This is a genomic window from Polyangium mundeleinium (assembly GCF_028369105.1).
Lineage (GTDB): Bacteria > Myxococcota_A > Polyangia > Polyangiales > Polyangiaceae > Polyangium > Polyangium mundeleinium.
Genome location: NZ_JAQNDO010000001.1, coordinates 9,485,127 through 9,502,754, shown reverse-complemented (window position 1 = coordinate 9,502,754; position 17,628 = coordinate 9,485,127). Strand labels below are relative to the sequence as shown.

The following is a 17,628-nucleotide window of genomic DNA, read 5'->3' as shown; positions in this document are numbered from 1 at the left end:
CTTCAGGGTTTGGCGGCGGCGGGCTCGGGGACCTTGGCAGGCTCCTGCGCCGGCGGAGGGGCGGGCTCGGCAGCCACGGGTTTGGCGGGCTCGGGCGGCGTCGCCGCGGAAGGGCTCCCGCCCATGGCCGTCTCCACGTTCAGGAGCATCTGCGCTCCCTGCCCCCCACCGAGGACCACGACCTTGCTGTTTTGCGATTTCGCGAGCTCGAGCGTGGCCTCGATGCTCCGCCACCGGAGCAGATCGGGGTTCACCTTGGCCACGATGAGGTTGTAATCGCGGATGCCGGCGGCCTCCGTGCGCTTTCGCTCCGCCTCGTTCTCCTCGCGCTGGAGCTTGTAGCGGTACTCGAGCATGAGCTGCTCCTGCTTGTACTTGTCCGCGATCGCCTGCTCGACGATGTCCGGCAGATTGATGGCGACGAGCTTGAGCTCCTGGATGAGCACGTACGGCTCGGAATCGAGCTTTCCCTTCTCCTCCTCGAGCCGGCCGAGGACGGGGATCTGCCCGAGCTCCTGGAGCACGTCGCGGGTGCTCGAATAGATCTCGTGCGCCGACCTCGATCCGAACGTGCGCCGCACGTGCGACTCGACCTCCGGCTTGATGAGCCGCTCGAAGTATTCCGTCCCGATGTCCTGATGCAAGAAGCCGAGCATCTCCTTGTTGGGGCGATACCGGATCGAGACCTTGACCCCGAGATCGAGCCCCTCCTCGCTGAGGACGTTGAACTCGAGCGTCTGCTGCTGGAGCCGTGTCTCGTACACGGTCAAGCGGTCCCAGGGCGGGATGACGTTGAGCCCCTCGGGCCAAACACGGTTCGTCACGGTGCCGCCCTTGAAGAACCGATACATGACGGCGTGACTGCCGGCCGGGACGCTGATGAAGATGCGCGGCCACAAGAAGCCGAGCACGAGCAGCACCAGGACCAGGGTGGTGTACGCGTAAAACTGAATCTGCTGCACCCGTTTCAGGAGGCGAACCCGCAGGCTGGGATCTTCGGGCCTCCTGTGCGCGGGCTCGACGACCACCGGGGTGGCGTCGTTCGTCCTTTCGTCTCCGGAAGGATCGCGCTCGGTCATCGTCTCCTCGTCATCGCCGGAACCACCGTCTCTTCTTCTCGCTCGAGCCCGCCGGGAGCGGCTTCGGCGCTTGCTCGTCCTCGATGGGCTTGGCGCCCGACACGAGCGCTACGAGAAAACCGCCCAGCGGCGTGAGCAGGATCGAGAAGAAGACGCCGCCCCAGAACCCGATTCGCCGCGTCCTGCCCAAAAGCCCCACGGCGAAGGCCGTGAGGAAAGGCAAACCATACGTGAAGAGCGGCTCGAGCTCCATGGCCCTCGATCAGCTCGCCTTCGTCGTGTTCGCGCGTTCTTGTTCCTGGACCTTCGCGACGGTCTCCTTGGCGCGCTCGAACTCCTGCTTGAAGTACGCGCGCATCGCGTGCGGATCGAAATCGAGGATGGTCCCGCCGGACTCGAAATGCATCAGGAAGACCTTCCCGGTCGCGTGCGTGAACGCGCCCGCGACGAGCGGCACCGTGACGATGCCGAGCGCCGTGCCCACGCCGGGGAGGAGCTTCGCGAAGCTCGAGCCGATCGCGGCGCCGACCGTCACGCCGCCGAGGCTCGAGAGCAAGGAGCCGATGACCTTCTTGGCGGCGTCGTCCTTGAACGGGACTCCGTAAAGATCCGAGAGCTCGGCGAGCATCTTGATCTGCACGCCCGAAACGGCGAGCGCGTCGACGAAGGGGATCGGCACCACGCCCGCGCCGAGCGACCAGAGCACGTTGCGCCGGATGATGGCCTCGGCGCGCCCGACACGCGACATGGTCTCTTCTTTCGCGGCGGGCTTGGGCGCTTCTTTCGCGGCGGGCTTGGGCTCTTCTTTCGCGGCGGGCTTGGGCTCTTCTTTCGCGGCCGCGGCGGGCTTGGGCTCCTCGATCGTCTCGGTCTTCACCTCGATCTTCGGCTCATCCGTGTCCTGCTTCGGGGCGGGTTTCGTGTCCTTGGTTTGTGCCTTCTCGATGGTCATGGCATGGCCTCCCTGGGGGTCTTCATTTCGTTCGAGGAAGAAGATGTGGGGGGAACGTGCGGCCGTCCGCCGTCGATGGACCGGATTTTACCATAATCCATCGTCACGACCCGATCCGCGCAGTGAAAGAACCGGTCGTCGTGGCTCACGGCGATCACGGTCTTGCCTCGCCGCCGGAGGGACGGAAGGAGCTCATCGTAGAAGTACGCGCGGAACTCCGGGTCCTGATCGGCAGCCCACTCGTCGAACACGCAGATGGGCCGATCCTCGAGGAGCGAGACGATCATCGCCAGGCGCTTCCTTTGGCCGGTGGACAGGTCACGCTTCGTGAAGCGTCCGTCCTTGAAATCGGTCTTCTTGTCGAGCTGCATCTCCACGAGCAGGCGGCGGACGAGGGCCTCGTCGGCGCCGAGGAGCCCGTAAACCCTCGAAAAAAGATGAAAATCGGAGAAGATCGCGGAGATCATCTCGCGGTAGGAGGCCACGTTCTCGGGGCGCACCGTCGCGTCGCTCGCGCGGAGCGTCCCGGATGTCACCGGGTACAGGCCCGTCAGGACCTTGAGGAGCGTGGATTTGCCGCTCCCGTTGCCCCCGACGATGAAGAGGATCTCCCCGGGCTCGATCGAGAGATCGATCGGGCCGATGCGGAACGAGGGGTCGCCGTTCGTCCCCGCATACGCGTATTCGACGTCCCTCAGCGTGAGGGTCCCGGGCGTTCCCTTCCACGCATCCTCGGCGTTCGCGAGCTCGGCCGTGTCCTCGACCCCTTCGAGCTTCGCCTCGAGCGCGAGGATATCGGCAATGGCGTGGTTCGACCGGACGTACGCGGGATAGCCGCTGACCGCTCCCTGGAGCGGCCCCCACAGGAACATGACCGCGGCGACGAGCTTCGAGAGCGTGGCCGACTCGACCGTCACGTGCTGCGGCAGGACGAACACGAGCGCGCCGAGGAGCGCGAATTGCGTGGCGCAGACGAGGATGAAGTTTTCGTCGAAGAGGTGGTTGGCTTTGCGCGAGACGTCCCGGAGGGAGGCCGACGCCACGTCGATGTCCGCGCGGATCTCGCGGCCCCGCTCGCGTCCGAGCTTCACCTCCTTGAAGCCCCGGAGCAGGTCGGTGAGGTTTTCGAGGAACGCGATGCGGGTCTTTCCGAGCGCCTTCAGCAAGGGGGTCATCCCCTCCGAGCGCGTGAAATAAAGCGTGAGCCCCACCCCGATCAGGAAGGCGACGAGGATGAAGGCCGGCAAGGACATCCACGCGACGTAGAGGACCGCGAACACGAAGATCACGATCTGCTGCATGACGTTTGTCACGACGCCCGCGGCGTTGGAGATGACCGTCGCGTTCTCCGTGATGCGATCGTAGATCTCGGCTGTTCCGAGGCGCTCGATGCCGGCGAGCTCGGCGCGCCCGATCTTCTCCACGATGCGGCTCTTCAGCCGGTAGAGGACCTCCTCGACGATATCGGTCATTCGGTGGAACACGTAACGCGCGGCCAGGACGTACACGAGGACGGCGAACAGGAAGAGGAAGAACGACCGCACGCCCGCGCTCTCCGGCGATTGGGCGAACACCGTGACGAGCGTGAGCACGAGCGTGTTCGCGAGGCCGGCGCCGGTGGCGGCGATGAAGAGCTTGGGGCGCTCGGCGGCGGCTTCTTTCCAGATGAATCCGATGATCGTCATGGTATTCCGCGGGAGGTCAAACCCCCATGCGTCCGGGCTGCCTGCGCGCCTCCACGAGGAAATCACCCATGGCGAGCGCGTCGATGCGCGTGCCCTTGAAGGTATCGATCGCGTGCTCGGGCGTGCAGACGATGGGCTCGTTGTCGTTGAACGAGGTATTCAGCACCATGGGGACGCCCGTGAGCTCGTGGAAGGCCGAGATCAGCCCGTGATAACGGCGGTTCGTCTCGGCGCGCACGGTCTGTACACGGCTCGTCCCATCGACGTGGACGACGGCGGGGATGCGGCCTGCCTGCTCGGGGCGGGCGGGATAGGCGACGAGCATGAAATCGGAGGCCTCGGCCGTTTTCTCGATGCAGAACCATTTCGCGGCCTCCTCGGCGAGCACGCTCGGCGCGAAGGGACGGAAGGGCTCGCGGTGCTTGACCCGGTCGTTCAAGACCTGTTTCATGGTGGGCGAGCGTGGATCCGCGAGCAGGCTTCGATTGCCGAGGGCGCGCGGGCCGTACTCCATGGCGCCCTGGAACCAGCCGACGATGTCACCATCGGCGATGAGCTTCGCGGCCCTCCGCTCGATGTCGGGGACGCGCTCGTAGACGAGCCCGGAGCTCGCGAGCGCGCGCTCGAGGGCGGCGTCGTCGAAGCTTGGGCCCATGTAGGCGTGGCGAAGGGCGAGTCGTTCCGGATGACCGAGCATGGTGTGCCAGATGTAGAGCGCCGCGCCGAGCGCCGTGCCCGCGTCGTGCGCGGCCGGCTGGATGTAAAGCCGCTCGAAGGGGCTCGCCTCGAAGGCGATGCGGTTCGCGACGCAGTTCAGCGCGACGCCGCCCGCCATGCAAAGGTTTTTCGAGCCCGTGCTCCTCGCCAGATGCTGGAACATGTGGCTGAAGGTCTGGTTCGTGATCTCCTGCAGCGCCGCGGCGATGTCCTCGTGCGCGGCGAGGATCGGCTCGCCCTTCTTGCGCCCGGCGATCCCGAACATGGCCTCGAGCGGCGTGTAGTCCTCGACCCGGAAGCGTAACGCGTGCCCGTCGAGCTGGAATCGGCCCTCGGGGGCGAACGTGAGCAGGCGCTCGAAGTGCGGCAGGTACACCGTCGGATCGCCATAGGACGCGAGGCCCATGACCTTGCACGCGTCGTACTCGGAAAAACCCAAGAACTTGGAGAATTTTTCCCAAAGAAACCCGAGGGATGCTGGGTAGCGAATCTCGCTCTCCACCTCCATCTTCGTCCCGCTGCCGTGGGCGAACAGGGTCGAGCCGAGCTCGCCGATCCCGTCCACGCAGAGAATGGCGGACTCGTGGAACGACGAGGGGAGGAACGCCGAGGCGGCGTGCGCGAGGTGGTGGCCGACCCATTTCATTTCGCCCTGCATGCCCAGGGCGCGTAGCTCCGAGGGCACGCGCTGGAGGCTGTCGAAGAAGCGCATTTCGCCCTCCTCGCTGCCCCACCCGCCCGGCACGACCCGGTCGGCGAGATCCTTGTTCTGGAGCCGCGCGCGGGGCTCGATCGAGTAGCCGACCCAGGCGACGTCCCCGAGCCCGATCCCCGCCCTGTCGAGGCAATGCTGGATGGCGAGTCGCGGCAGATCGTGGCCGTTCGTCGGCTCGGCAGGCTTTCCGTGCTTCCGCCGCGAGAGGCGCTCCTCCTCGATGGCGGCGACGAGCTTCCCATCCTCGAGCAGGCAAGCGGCCGATTCGTGATATGCGGCATTGATTCCGAGCACGTACATGGGACCTCCAGAAGCAGTCAATGCGCGCCGGCCAGCGGACCGGGTCGAAATAAGGTTTTCACGGCCGGGGAGTTTTCCTCCCCGGCGATGTCGCGGAGGTGCTCGTCGATCACCTTCGCCAGCGCTCGCACGTGGGGCTCCCGGAGCATCGTCACGTGCCCCCCAGGCATGATCCTCGCCGTCACCGGGGCGAGCTTCGACCAGCCCGCCACCTTGCGCTCGCGGTGCGCGGCGCTGCCCTCCTCGGCGACGAGGTAGAGGAGCGGAACCGGCGCAGGATCCCGCGGATCGTAGGCCATTCGTTTCGAGGCCTGGTAGACGTTCACCTGCCCGTGCGTCTCGGCGACGTCCGCGCCCGGCGGCAAGAGGCCGATTCGTTCGAGATACCGGTGCATGAGACCGATTCGTCCCTCGGAGGACAGGGCGGCGATTTGCTCGCGCGTGACGACGAGGCTGCCGCCGGACACCTCCTCCAAGCCCACGATCATCTCCTCGATGACGTCGACCTCGTCCCACAGGGACTCGGGCCGGTACGTGAGGTCCGGCGGCAACGAGTCGAGCACAAGGACGTGCACACGCTCGTCCAGGCGGCGAAGCTCCTGCGCCAGCGCGAAGACCACCTTTCCACCGAAGGAATGGCCCAGGAGGAGATACGGTCCCCGGGGTTTCACGGCGCGGATCTCGGCGAGGTACCGAGCGACGAGCGCGTCCATGGTCCGGTACGGTTCGGTTTTTCCGGACAGCCCGACGGACTGGAGCGCGTAGAAAGGCTGATCCTTCCCGAGGTGGTGCGAGAGCAGCGAGAGGTAATGCACGCTGCCGTGACCCCCCGGCACGCAGAACAGCGGAATGCGCGCGCCACGGGGCTGCATCGCCACGAGCGGGGCCCAGGCGTCGACGTCCGGCGGGCTGCCGAGCTTTCGGGCCATCTCCTCGATGGTCGGGGCCTGAAAGAACACGGCAAGAGGGAGGGTCTTGCCAAACCGATCCTTCACCCGGGCGAGGAGCCGCACCGCGAGGAGGGAATGCCCGCCGAGATCGAAGAACGAATCCCGGACGCCGAGGGGGCTCTGCCCGAGCACGTCCTCCCATATCTCGACGAGCGCGCGCTCCTCCGCGCTGCGCGGATCGACCATGCCGGCCGACGCTCTCGCCGCGGCGCTCGGCGGCGGCAGCGCCTTCTTGTCGACCTTGCCGTTCGGGCCGAGCGGGACGGCGTCGAGCCATTCGAAGGCGCTCGGGACCATGGGCTCGGGCAGCGTCTCCAGGAGCGCCTGCCGCAAGGCGGACGGGTCGGGGCGGAGGGTTTGGCCGGGCTCTGCGTCGCGCCGGGCCACGAGATAGGCGACGAGCCGCTTGTCCGCCCCCTCGCCCTCCGCCACGACGACGGCTTGCGCCACGCCGATCCGCTGGACGATCGTCGCCTCGATGCCCCGGAGCTCGACGCGCACGCCGCGGATCTTCACCTGATCGTCGGTCCGCCCGAGGATGTCGAGCGAACCGTCGAGGCGATACCGGCCCACGTCCCCCGTGCGATAGAGGAGATCGTCCGGGTCACCCGTGCGTGAATTTCGCGCGAATCGCCGCGCCTGCTCGCCTGTGCCATTCAGGTAGCCACGGGTGCGGAACGGCGTGCGGATCACGATCTCGCCGGGCTCGAAGGCGCCACAAAGCTCCTCGCCGCGCATCACGAGCGCCTGGGTCTCCGGCAGGGGAAGACCGACCGGCTGCACGCCCGGCTGCGGGTTCGCGGGCACCGGAAACGCGCATTTCGCGAGGGTGGTCTCGGTGGGGCCGTACAGGTTGATGATCTGGCAGGCTGGCGCGGCCCGGGAAAACCTCCGGGCCAGGGTATCGCCGAGCGGCTCGCCCGCGAAAAAAGCCCACCGGAGCGCGGGAAGGGAGCGGTCCTCGGGGACATCCGCGAGCCAAGCCTGGGCGAGCGAGGGCACGGTATGCAACACGGTGATTGCCTCTCGCTCGAGCCAATCGAAGAGGCGGCGGCCGTCCATCGGATCGTCGTCCGGGGGCAGGACCAGCGTACCACCGCTGACCAGCGCGACGAAGACATCACGCAGGACGACGTCGAACGAGAGGGCGGTGAGCTGCGCGGCGCGGTCTCCCGGGCCGACACCAAAGGTCCGGCTCTGCCATTGCAGGAAGTGCGCGAGGCCCTTGTGCACGCCGAGGACGCCCTTGGGGGTGCCCGTCGTGCCGGACGTGAAGAAGACGTAGGCGGGCGCGTCGGGCGCGGGCGTCGGGAGAGCGGCGGGGCGGTTCGAGGAAGACAAACCCGACTCCGCATCGAGGCGCAGGGCGCGGAGCTCCTCCGGGAGTGGCCCTTCCGAGGTTCGTCCCTCCCGTGCAATGACGATCCCACGCCGGGCGCCGGCCTCGGCGATCATGATCTCGCGGCGCTTTCGCGGCAGGCGCGGGTCGAGCAGGAGGAGCACGCCGCCCGAGGAGAGAACCCCGAGCATGGCGGCGACGAGGCCGAAGGAGCGCGGCCCCGCGACGGCGACGACCTCGCCTGGCGCGAGCCCGGCGTCCTGCAAGGCCTGCGCGACGAGGGCGGCCTGATGCACGAGCGTCCGGTACGACCACGTCCGGTCTCCCCGCGCAAGGGCGGTCCGCTCTGGCGCCTCGCGGGCGAGAGCCGCGACGCGCGCGGGCACCGGGACGACGGGCGGCTCGGGCAAGCGGCGCGACGGGTCCGGGAGCAGGCCTCGCATCGAGGGCGTGACGAGCGACATCGCGAAGGCACGCTGCTCCGGATCGCCCGCAGCCTGTTCGAGCAAATGGCCATATTGCTCGAGCAGATGAGCGATCGTCTCGGCGGCGAAGAGATCGACCTTGTAGACGGCCCGGAGCTCGAGCCCTTCGCCGAGCTCCGTCGCGTAAAGCGTCAGGTCGAACTTCGCCGGCTCCTCGTGTTCCCCGGCGAGGCGCGAGATTTCGAGCCCATGGAGCCTTGGCAAGGAGGCCTCCGCGGGCACCAGGTTGAAGAGCACCTGGAAAAACGGGCTATGGCTCGGATCCCGCGCCGGCTGGAGCTCCGCGACGAGCTTCTCGAAGGGGATGTCCTGGTGCGCGAACGCCTCGACCGTCGTGCGCCGCGCGCGCTGCACGAGCTCGGAGAACGTCGGGTCTCCCGAGACGTTCGTGCGGAGCACGAGCGAGTTCAAGAAAAGGCCGAACACCCCTTCGAGCTCGACCCGGTTCCGGTGGGCGACCGGCGTGCCCACGACCACGTCGTGTTGCCCCGACAACCGAGCAAGCAGGAGCTGGAAGGCCGAGAGCAAGGTGACGAAGAGCGTCACGTTCTCTCGCAGGCTCAGCGCGCGGAGCCTGCGGACGAGGGACACGGGCAGCGTGAGCGAAGCCGCGGCCCCGCGCGTGGACGGCCGCGCAGGGCGCGGGCCCCGGAGCGGCAAGGAGAGCGACGGGGGCGCGCCTTCGAGCTTTTGCCGCCAGTACGCGAGCTCTTGGGCCATTCGCTCGGACGAGAGCCATGCGCGCTGCCAGACGGCGAAATCGGCATATTGAACCGGCAGATCGGGCAGCGGAGAGGGCGAGCCCTCCCGGTGCGCCTCGTAAAGCGCCGCGAGCTCGCGCACGAAGATCGCCATTGACCCGCCGTCCGAGGCGATGTGGTGCACGTTGACGAGCAGGACATGCTCGGTTTCGCAGGGCAAACGGAGGAGCGTCGCCCGGAATGGCGCATCACGCTCGAGGTCGAAGGGGCGCGTCGCGTCCTCCGCCGCGAGGCGCAGAAGGGTGGAAGGGAGCGTCTCTTCCGGCTCCGAGCGCAGGTCGACGTGGACCAGGGAAAACGCGGCGTCACGGACGATCTGGGCCGGCTGGCCGGCCACGGTGACGAAATTCGTCCGCAGGCTCTCGTGACGCCGGACGATCGCGGCGAGGCTTCGCGCGAGCGCGTCCGCGTCCAGCGCGCCCGAGAGCCGTAGCGCCATGGGCATGTTGTAGGCCGCGTCGCTGCCTTGCAGCTCGTTCAGGAACCAGAGCCGTTCCTGGGCAAACGAGAGCGGCAGGGCGCCGTCGCGCGCCACGGGCCGGAGGACGAGCGCCTCCTCGGGTTTGGCGGGAGCAACGGCGGCCGTCTCGGCTGCGTCCAGCCATTCTGCGAGGGCCGCGATCGTCGTGCGCTCGAAGAGGACCTGCAAGGGCATCTCGCGCTCGAAGGCTCTCCGCGCCCGCGCGGCCACCTGCGTGACGAGCAGCGAATGACCGCCGAGATCGAAGAAGCTGTCCTCGACGCCGACCTCCTTCAGGCCGAGCACCTCGCGCCAGATCCCGGCGAGGAGCTCCTCCGTGCGCGTGCGCGGGGCCGTGACGGCGCCCTCCCGTCGACCCGAGAGCTCCACGGGCGTCGGCAGGGCTCGCCGATCGACCTTGCCGTTCGGCGTGAGCGGCAGCGCGTCGAGCGTCACCCACGCCGCGGGGATCATGAAATCCGGCAAGGTCCGGCGCACATGCTCGGCGAGCTTCGGCCAGAGGCGCCGGTGGATTTTCCCCCGCAGCGGGTTGTTCGTGTACGCGTGCCAAGGCGCCGCCGAGGTCCGCGTGGCCTCCGCCAGACGAGGTTTGTCCGCGGAGCGCCGCCAGAGCGTCACATCGAGCGCGCCGGGCGTGCCCGACGCAGCGGGGCTCACCTCGGCCTCGTAGCCGAGCTCCGCGGCGAGCGCGAAGAGTGCCTCGGGATCCACGCCCTCCCGCGCCTCGGCGAGCGTCTTTCGGAGCTGCGCGACGCGCCCGTCGCGGCCCCCGACGAGCCACGCGACCGTCCGGATGTCGTCCTCCACGCGCGCGTCGGGGACCTCGCGAACGAGGAGAGAGCCCGGCGCGGCCACGGCGAGGTGGTCGCGGAGGGAGGCCAGGGAAAACCCATCCCTGCGGAAATCGAGGAGCGCCTCGGGCGCGGCGGGGACAGCGGCGCTGCCGCCCACCCGGAGGATCACCTGATACCGGAAGCGGGTCAGCTCGTTGTGGTGCCGGCCGCGCTTGACGCGGATCTCCACCGCCTCGATCGGAGGCAAACGTGAGGCCAGCGCGCGGAAAAACCCGGGATCGACGAGCAGCTCTTCCTCGTCGAGCAAACGCTGCTCGACGCGCGCCCGGAGCTCGTCGCGGGTGAGCTCATCCGGCGCCCGATGGCGCTGCACGGACGCATGATAGGCGGAGAGGAGCGAGAGGTTGCGCACGTCGCCGAGGTAGATGGATCCCCCGGGCTTGACGGCGCGCGCGGCTCCTTCGAGCACGCGGATCAGGTACTCGACGCTCGGGAAATACTGCACGACCGAGTTCAAGAGCACGACGTCGAAGGCGCCTTCCGGGATGCCGGTGAAGTCGTCGGCCGCGCGCTCGAGCACCGTCACGCGCTCGAGGTCCTTGCGGGTCGCCTGCAGCCGCAGGAGGCGGGCGACTGCCTCGCCGGCGAGGTCGGTGCCGACATAGCGTTCACACGAAGGGGCCAGCCGGAAGAGCAGGAGGCCCGAGCCGCAGCCGATTTCGAGCAAGCTCCGCGGCGAGAGCGCGCGCACGTCGGCGACGGTCGCGTCCACCCATTCGGCCATCTGCTCGGCCGGGATCGGCGCGCCCGTGTAGCTGTCGTTCCAGCCAGCGATGTCGAAGGTCGGATCCCCGCCGTCCGCGGGCCGCCCGTAGGTCTGCTCGTAGAGGGTTTGCCATTGCTCGACGTGGCCCGCTTGCGCCTCCGCGGAGGTCGCGTCCGGGACCACGTAGGCGACGAGCCGCCTGTCGCCGGGCCGATCTTCCCGCGCGACGACGACCACCTCCCGCACCTCCGGATGCGCGCCGAGCGCCGCCTCGATCTCGCCGAGCTCGACGCGGTGCCCGCGGATCTTCACCTGATCGTCGACGCGGCCGAGGAACTCGAGCTCGCCGCGATCACGCAGGCGGACGAGATCCCCCGTGCGGTAGAGGATTCCTTCGCCGAAGGGATCCGGGACGAACCGCGCCTCGGTGAGCTCGGGCCGGTTCAAGTAGCCGCGCGCGACGCCCACGCCGCCGAGGTAGAGCTCGCCCGGCGTGCCCTCGGGCACGGGGTTCTTGCGGCGATCGAGCACGTAGACCTGCGTATTCGGGATCGGCCGGCCGATGCGCGTTGCGTCGGCCGGCTCCACGCAACGCATCGCGGTCGACCAGATCGTCGCTTCCGTCGGGCCGTAGAGGTTGAAGAAGCGCCGCCCGCGCGCCCAGGCCTCGACGAGGGCCGGCGTGCACGCCTCGCCCGCCACGGTGATCGTGCGGAGCTCCGGCAGAGCCGTGACGGGCAGCGCGGCGAGCGCCGAGGGCGTCAGCGTCACCATCGAGATCCGGTGCCGCGCGAGGAACCTCGACAAGGGTTCGCCCGGTACAACCTCGGCCCGCGCGCCCAGGCAGAGCGTGGCGCCCGAGGCGAGCGCCAGGAAGGTTTCGAAGGTGGCGGCGTCGAAGCTGAGCGACGCGAGCTGGAGCACGCGATCGTCGGGCCCGAGCTCGAACATGCGTCGCTGCGCCTCGGCGACGTTCACGAGCCCCCGGTGCGTGAGCAGCGCGCCCTTGGGTTTGCCCGTGGAGCCGGAGGTGTAGATGACGTACGCGAGGTCCTCGAGACGAGCTCCCCGCGCGGGGCGGCAAGGCTGCGCGGCGTCGATGACGGCGGCGTCGCGATCGAGCAAGACGAACCGCGCGTCGCGCACCGGCAGCACCTCGGCGAGCCGCTCGTTCGTCACGACGACGCGCGGCCGCGCGTCGTCCAGCATGAAGGCGAGGCGCTCGGCTGGATAGGCCGGATCGAGCGGCACGTACGCGCCGCCCGAGAGGAGGATGCCGACGAGGCCCACGATCCGATCGAGGGATGGATCCAGGCAAAGACCCACGAGATCGTCCGGACCGACGCCGAGCGAGCGGAGGTGGCTCGCGAGCTTCGAGGCCCGCTCCACGAGCTCGCGGTACGTGAGCGAGCGCGGCGTGATCCCATCGTCGAAGAGCACGGCCACGGCGTCGGGCGTGGACCGGGCCTGCGCCTCGACGAGCGCGCCTGCCGAGGGCGAGAGCGGGAGATCCGTCTTCGTCGGGTTGACGTCGACGAGCACGCGATGTCGTTCGGCCGCGGGGAGCAGCGGCAGATCGCTCACCCGCCTCCGTGGATCCGCGACGATTCCTTCGAGCAAGGTGCGGAACCGGTCGATCAGCGGCTCCACGGTGCTCGGGTCGAAGAGGTTGGTGTCGTGGAAGAGCAGCCCGTCCAGGCCGCCGTCGCGCGGGTCGAGGTGCATCTCGAGATCGAGGCGCGCCTGCTGCGATCGCGGTTGGAGCGGCGTCTCGCGCAGGCCCGGGAGGCCGAGCTCGTCCGTGTTCGCGAAGGCCGTGTCGTGGAAGGCGAAGGCGACCTGGAAGATCGGGTGGTGGCTCGGATCGCGCTCGGGCGAGAGCGCCTCGACGAGCTTCTCGAAGGGCAGCTCTTGATGCGCGAATGCGTCCTGCGTGTCCTTCCGGACCCGCGCGAGGAGTTCGAGGAACGTCGGGTCGTCCGCGAGATCGGCCCGCAGCGCGAGGCTGTTGACGAAGAAGCCGATGAGCGGCTCGAGCTCCTCGCGGTTGCGGCCGGCGATGGGCGTGCCGACGACCACGTCGTCCTGGCCCGCGCAACGCGAGAGCAGCACCTGGAATGAGGCGAGGAAGGTCATGAAGGGCGTCGCGCCCGCGCTCTGCCCGAGCGCGCGCACGGCGCCGAAGAGCTGGGGCTCGATCCGGAACCGGAGGACGCCGCACTCGAAGGGCGCGCCCGGCCTCCGCGGCCGATCGGCGGGGAGCTGCAAGAGCGGAGGCGCGCCCTCGAGTTGCTTCTTCCAGTACGCGAGGTGCGGCGCGAGGACCTCGGGCGTGAGCGAGCGGCGCTGCCAGACGGCGACGTCCGCGATCTGGAGGGAGAGCTCCGGCAGCGGCGAGGGCCGCCCCTCGACGAACGCGCGGTAGAGCGCTGCGAGCTCGCGCCGGAACACACCCATCGACCAGCCGTCCGAGGCGATGTGATGCATGGTCGCGAGCAGGACGTGCACGGGCGCGGGCCCGTCCGCGCAGCGGAGCAACGAGGCCCGGAGCAGCGGATCGGCCGTGAGATCGAAGAGCCTTTGCCCCTCGGCCTGCACGCGCCTCGTGACCTCGAACTCCTGCTCGGCGGCGGAGAGGTGGCGTAGATCGACGAGCGGGAGCGTGAGCCTGACCGGCGGCTCGATGACCTGCGTGGGCTCGTCGTCGCGAACGACGAACGTGGTGCGCAGGCCCTCGTGGCGGCGCACGATCTCGGACAAACTCGACGCGAGCGCCTCCACGTCGAGCGGGCCTTCGAGCCGCATCGAGAGCGGCATGTTGTAGGCCGTGCCGCCGCCCATGCGGTCGAGGAACCAGATCCGTTGCTGCCCAAACGAGAGCGGCAAAGGGCCCGTACGAGGGACCGGCCGGAGCGGGGGCGCGCTCTCCTTGCGGGAGAGGCCTTGCCGGAGCAGCGACAGGATCTCCGCCTTCCGCGCGGCCATCGCCTCGCGCAGCGCGGGCGTCAGCGCGCCCTGCGGCGCCCGGAAGCGCAGGCGATCGTCCTCCAGCCAGAACCGCACGCCGAGCCCGGAGAGCTCGCTGAGGAGGGCCTCCACGTCGCCGTTCACAGCTCGCCCTCTTCCTCGCTTTCGACGCCCGACGTCGCCGTCGTGAGCAGGCCCTGCGCGAGCCGCGTGCGATCGATCGAGGCCGCGAGCTCCGCGATCGTGCTGCTCTCGAAGACCGCCTGGAGCGGGAGATCGAGAGAGAACGCGCGGTTCACCCGCAGGACGAGCTGCGTCGCGAGCAGCGAGTGCCCGCCGACGTCGAAGAAGCTGTCGTGGATGCCGATGTCCGCGCGCCGGAGGATCTCGCGGAAGATCACGGCCACCCGCTCTTCGGTCTCCGTACGCGGCGCGGCCTCGGTCGCCGCCGCGCTGCGGTTCGGATCGGGCAGCGCCGCCTGATCCACCTTGCCGCTGGTCGTCACCCGCGGGATCTCCGCGAGCGGGAGGAACCGCGAGGGGATCATGTGCTCGGGCAGCGTCTTGCGCAGCGCGGCGCCGAGCTCCCCTTCGAGCTCGCTCTCTGCGAGGCCCTCCGCGGCGACGACGTAGGCCACGAGCGAGCGGTGCTGGCCGACCTGGTGCACGACCACCACCGCGTCCCGGACGTTGGTTTGTCTTCGGAGCTGGGCCTCGATCTCGCCGAGCTCGACGCGGTAGCCGCGGATCTTCACCTGGTGATCCGTGCGGCCCACGAAATCGAGCGTGCCGTCGGGGAGCCACCGGCAGAGATCACCCGTGCGGTAGACGCGGCCTGTCTTCGCGGCGTCGGAGAGCTCCGCGGCGAAGGGCAGCGACGCGACCTCGATGAACTTCTCCGCGGTGAGCGCGGGCTGGTTCAGGTACCCGCGCGCGACGCCCCGCCCGCCGAGGAAGAGCTCGCCCGGCACGCCGATCGGCGCGGGCCGGAGGCGCCGATCGAGCACGTACGCCGTACGGTTCGCGAGCGGCTTGCCGATGGGGATGCGCGGCAGGCGCGCGTCGAAGTCGCCCGTCACCTCGTACACGGTCGCCGCGACCGTGGTCTCGGTCGGCCCGTAGACGTTGAACAGGCGCGCGCGCCCGGCGATCCCCGTCTTCCGGAACCGCGCGACGACCTCCGCCGGCATCACGTCGCCGCCGACGACGAGGCTCCGCAGGCGGAGCGCCTCGGCGAGCCGCGGCTCCTCGATCCAAGCGTCCACGAGCGCCCGCCAGTGCGCGCCCGACGTGTCGAGCAGCGTCACCTCGAGCTCCGCGAGCTTCTCCGAGAACACGCGCGCCTCGAGCTCCCAGTCTGGCAGGATCACGCAGGCGCCCGCGGTGAGCGCCGGGAAGATCTGCTCGACCGACGCGTCGAAATGGAACGCCGAGAGCGCGAGCACGCGATCCGCGGGCGAGAGGCCGTGGAAGCGCGTGTATTGCGACGCGTGTGCGAGCAGCGCGCCGTGCTCGATCATCACGCCCTTGGGCTGCCCGGTGGAACCCGAGGTGTACATGACGTACGCGAGGTGGCCAGCGCCCGCCTCCGTCCCGAGATCGTGCGTGGGCAGCGTGGCGATCGTGGCGGGATCGTCGAGGAGGACGACCTCCGTGGCCGCGCGCGCGTCCGCGCAGAGGCGCTGCGCGAGATGCGCCTGCGCGAGCACGAGCGGCGCGCGCGTGTCCTCGAGCAGGAACGCGAGGCGCGCCGGCGGCAGCCCCGGGTCGAGCGGCACGTACGCGCCGCCGGCCTTCCACGCGGCCAGCATGCCGACCACCATCGAGACCGAGCGCTCGGCGAGGATCCCGAGGGGGGTGTCCGGACGAACCCCCCGCGCGACGAGCTGGTGCGCGAGCGCGTTCGCCTGCTCGTTCAGCGCGCGATACGTGAGGCTCTGGCGCGACGCTCGACCGTCGTGGACGAGGGCCAGGGCGTCCGGCGTCCGCGCCGCCTGCGCCTCGAAGAGCCGGTGCAGGGCGGGCTCGGGTGGCAGCGCCGCGGCCGTGTCGTTCCACGCGACGAGGATCGTCCGGCGTTCGTCCGGAGGAACCAGCGGGAGATCAAAGACGCGCCGCCGCGGATCCGCCGCGATTCCCGCGAGCAGCGCCTGGAACGATGCCACCAGACGCTCCATCGCCGCGCGATCGAAGCGATCCCGGTTGTAGACCCAGAAGCCCTCGAGCTCGACGCCCGCCTCGAGGACGTCGACCTCGAGATCCATGCGCGCGGCGAGCGTCGGCAGCGCGACGCGCGTGGACCTGATCCCCGGCAGCGAGAGGTCGACGCTCCCTGCGTTCTGGAGCGCGAAGAGCACCTGCACGAGGGGGTTTCTGTGCGGGACACGTTCTGCCCCGAGCGCCTCGACGAGCCTCTCGAAGGGCATGCCTTGGTGCTCGAACGCGAGGAGCGTGTCCTCCCTCGATCGCGAGAGGAAATCGACGAACGTCGGATCGTCGCCGAACCGCGCGCGCAGCACGACGGTGTTGACGAAGTAACCGATCAGGCCTTCGAGCGCCTGGTGGCTCCGGTTCGCGGCGGGCGTGCCCACGAGCAGATCGTCCTGCCCGGAGGTGCGGGCGAGCAGGACCTGGAAGGCGGCCATCAACGTCATGAACAGCGTCGCGCCGTTCGCCTCGGCGACCTTCCGCAGCCCTCGTGTCGTCTCCGCGTCGATGCGGAAATCGAGCCGGTCCCCGCGCGGCTGGGTGGGCAACGCCTCGTCCTCTGCGACCTCCCGCGTGATGGGAAGGTCGAGGAGCGTCGGCGCGCCCTCGAGCCGCTGCCGCCAGAACCGCGTCTCCTCCGCGAGCGCCTCTCCCCGCAGCCGCTCCCTTTGCCAGACCGCGACGTCGGCCATTTGAATGGGGAGCGCCGGCAGGGGCGAAGGCGCTCCGGCGACGAATGCACCGTACAGCGCCGAGAGCTCGCGCGTGAGCACCCCGATGGACCAGCCATCCGAGGCGATGTGGTGCAGCGTGAGCATGAGGATCGATCGGCCCTCGCCGATCGTCAGGAGCAAGGCGCGGAAGAGCGGGCCGTCCGCGAGATCGAACGGCCTTCCCATTTCCTCCTCGATCGCGGTGTGCACGGCGGCCTCTCGCGCCGTCGGATCGAGCGCCCGCAGATCACGCTGGATCAGCGGCACCTCTGCGGGATCACGGATGGTCTGGCGGAGCTCTCCCTCCACCTGGACGAACGTCGTGCGCAATCCCTCGTGCCGCTGTGCGATCGCGTCGAGCGACCGACGGAGCACGGAGACATCGAGTGCGGAGGCGAGCTCGACCGCGATGGGCATCGAATACACGGTTCGATACCCGAGCTGATCGAGGACCCATAGCTGCTGCTGCCCGAACGTGGCCGGCAGCGGGCCGCCGCGGGGAACGGGGACGGGCCCGCCGGACGAAGAGGAGCTCCCGGAGGAGCGCAAGAACTCGATGATCTCGGGCTTTCTCGTCTTGAGGGCGCCGATGAGCTCCGGCGTGAGGGCCCCGGGCGGGGCAGAGACCTTGAGGTCCGGCCCGTCCACCCAGAGCTTGATGTCCTTCTTGCGGACCTCGGTCAGCAGCGCGATCAGGGTATCCATGGTCTCGATTC

7 protein-coding genes are annotated in these 17,628 nt (G+C 69.3%); all 7 read right to left on the bottom strand.

Translation table 11 applies throughout. The features are described from left to right. Positions 1–2 precede the first annotated feature (2 nt). From POL67_RS37500 to POL67_RS37470, 7 genes are read right to left on the bottom strand one after another with little or no spacing between them, the layout of a single operon-like run. Entirely contained in the window at positions 3–1,079 is a 1,077-nt protein-coding gene (locus POL67_RS37500) for a prohibitin family protein (RefSeq protein WP_271925451.1), read from the bottom strand. 10 nt (positions 1,080–1,089) lie between these two features. Further along, positions 1,090–1,332, bottom strand: coding sequence for a hypothetical protein (locus POL67_RS37495; RefSeq protein ID WP_271925450.1), 243 nt, complete (start codon positions 1,330–1,332; stop codon positions 1,090–1,092). A gap of 9 nt (positions 1,333–1,341) precedes the next feature. Continuing rightward, positions 1,342–2,031, bottom strand: coding sequence for a YcjF family protein (locus tag POL67_RS37490; RefSeq protein WP_271925449.1), 690 nt, complete (start codon positions 2,029–2,031; stop codon positions 1,342–1,344). After that, positions 2,028–3,716: a cyclic peptide export ABC transporter gene (locus POL67_RS37485; RefSeq protein ID WP_271925448.1), complete on the bottom strand. Its 1,689-nt coding sequence runs from the start codon at positions 3,714–3,716 to the stop codon at positions 2,028–2,030. The genes POL67_RS37490 and POL67_RS37485 overlap by 4 nt, the downstream gene beginning before the upstream one ends. 16 nt (positions 3,717–3,732) lie before the next feature. Further along, a complete protein-coding gene (locus POL67_RS37480; protein ID WP_271925447.1) occupies positions 3,733–5,448 on the bottom strand; it encodes a carbamoyltransferase family protein in 1,716 nt (571 codons plus the stop codon). 17 nt (positions 5,449–5,465) lie between these two features. After that, entirely contained in the window at positions 5,466–14,135 is an 8,670-nt protein-coding gene (locus POL67_RS37475; RefSeq protein WP_271925446.1) for a non-ribosomal peptide synthetase, read from the bottom strand. After that, a complete protein-coding gene (locus POL67_RS37470; RefSeq protein ID WP_271925445.1) occupies positions 14,132–17,617 on the bottom strand; it encodes a non-ribosomal peptide synthetase in 3,486 nt (1,161 codons plus the stop codon). The genes POL67_RS37475 and POL67_RS37470 overlap by 4 nt, the downstream gene beginning before the upstream one ends. Positions 17,618–17,628: the final 11 nt, after the last annotated feature.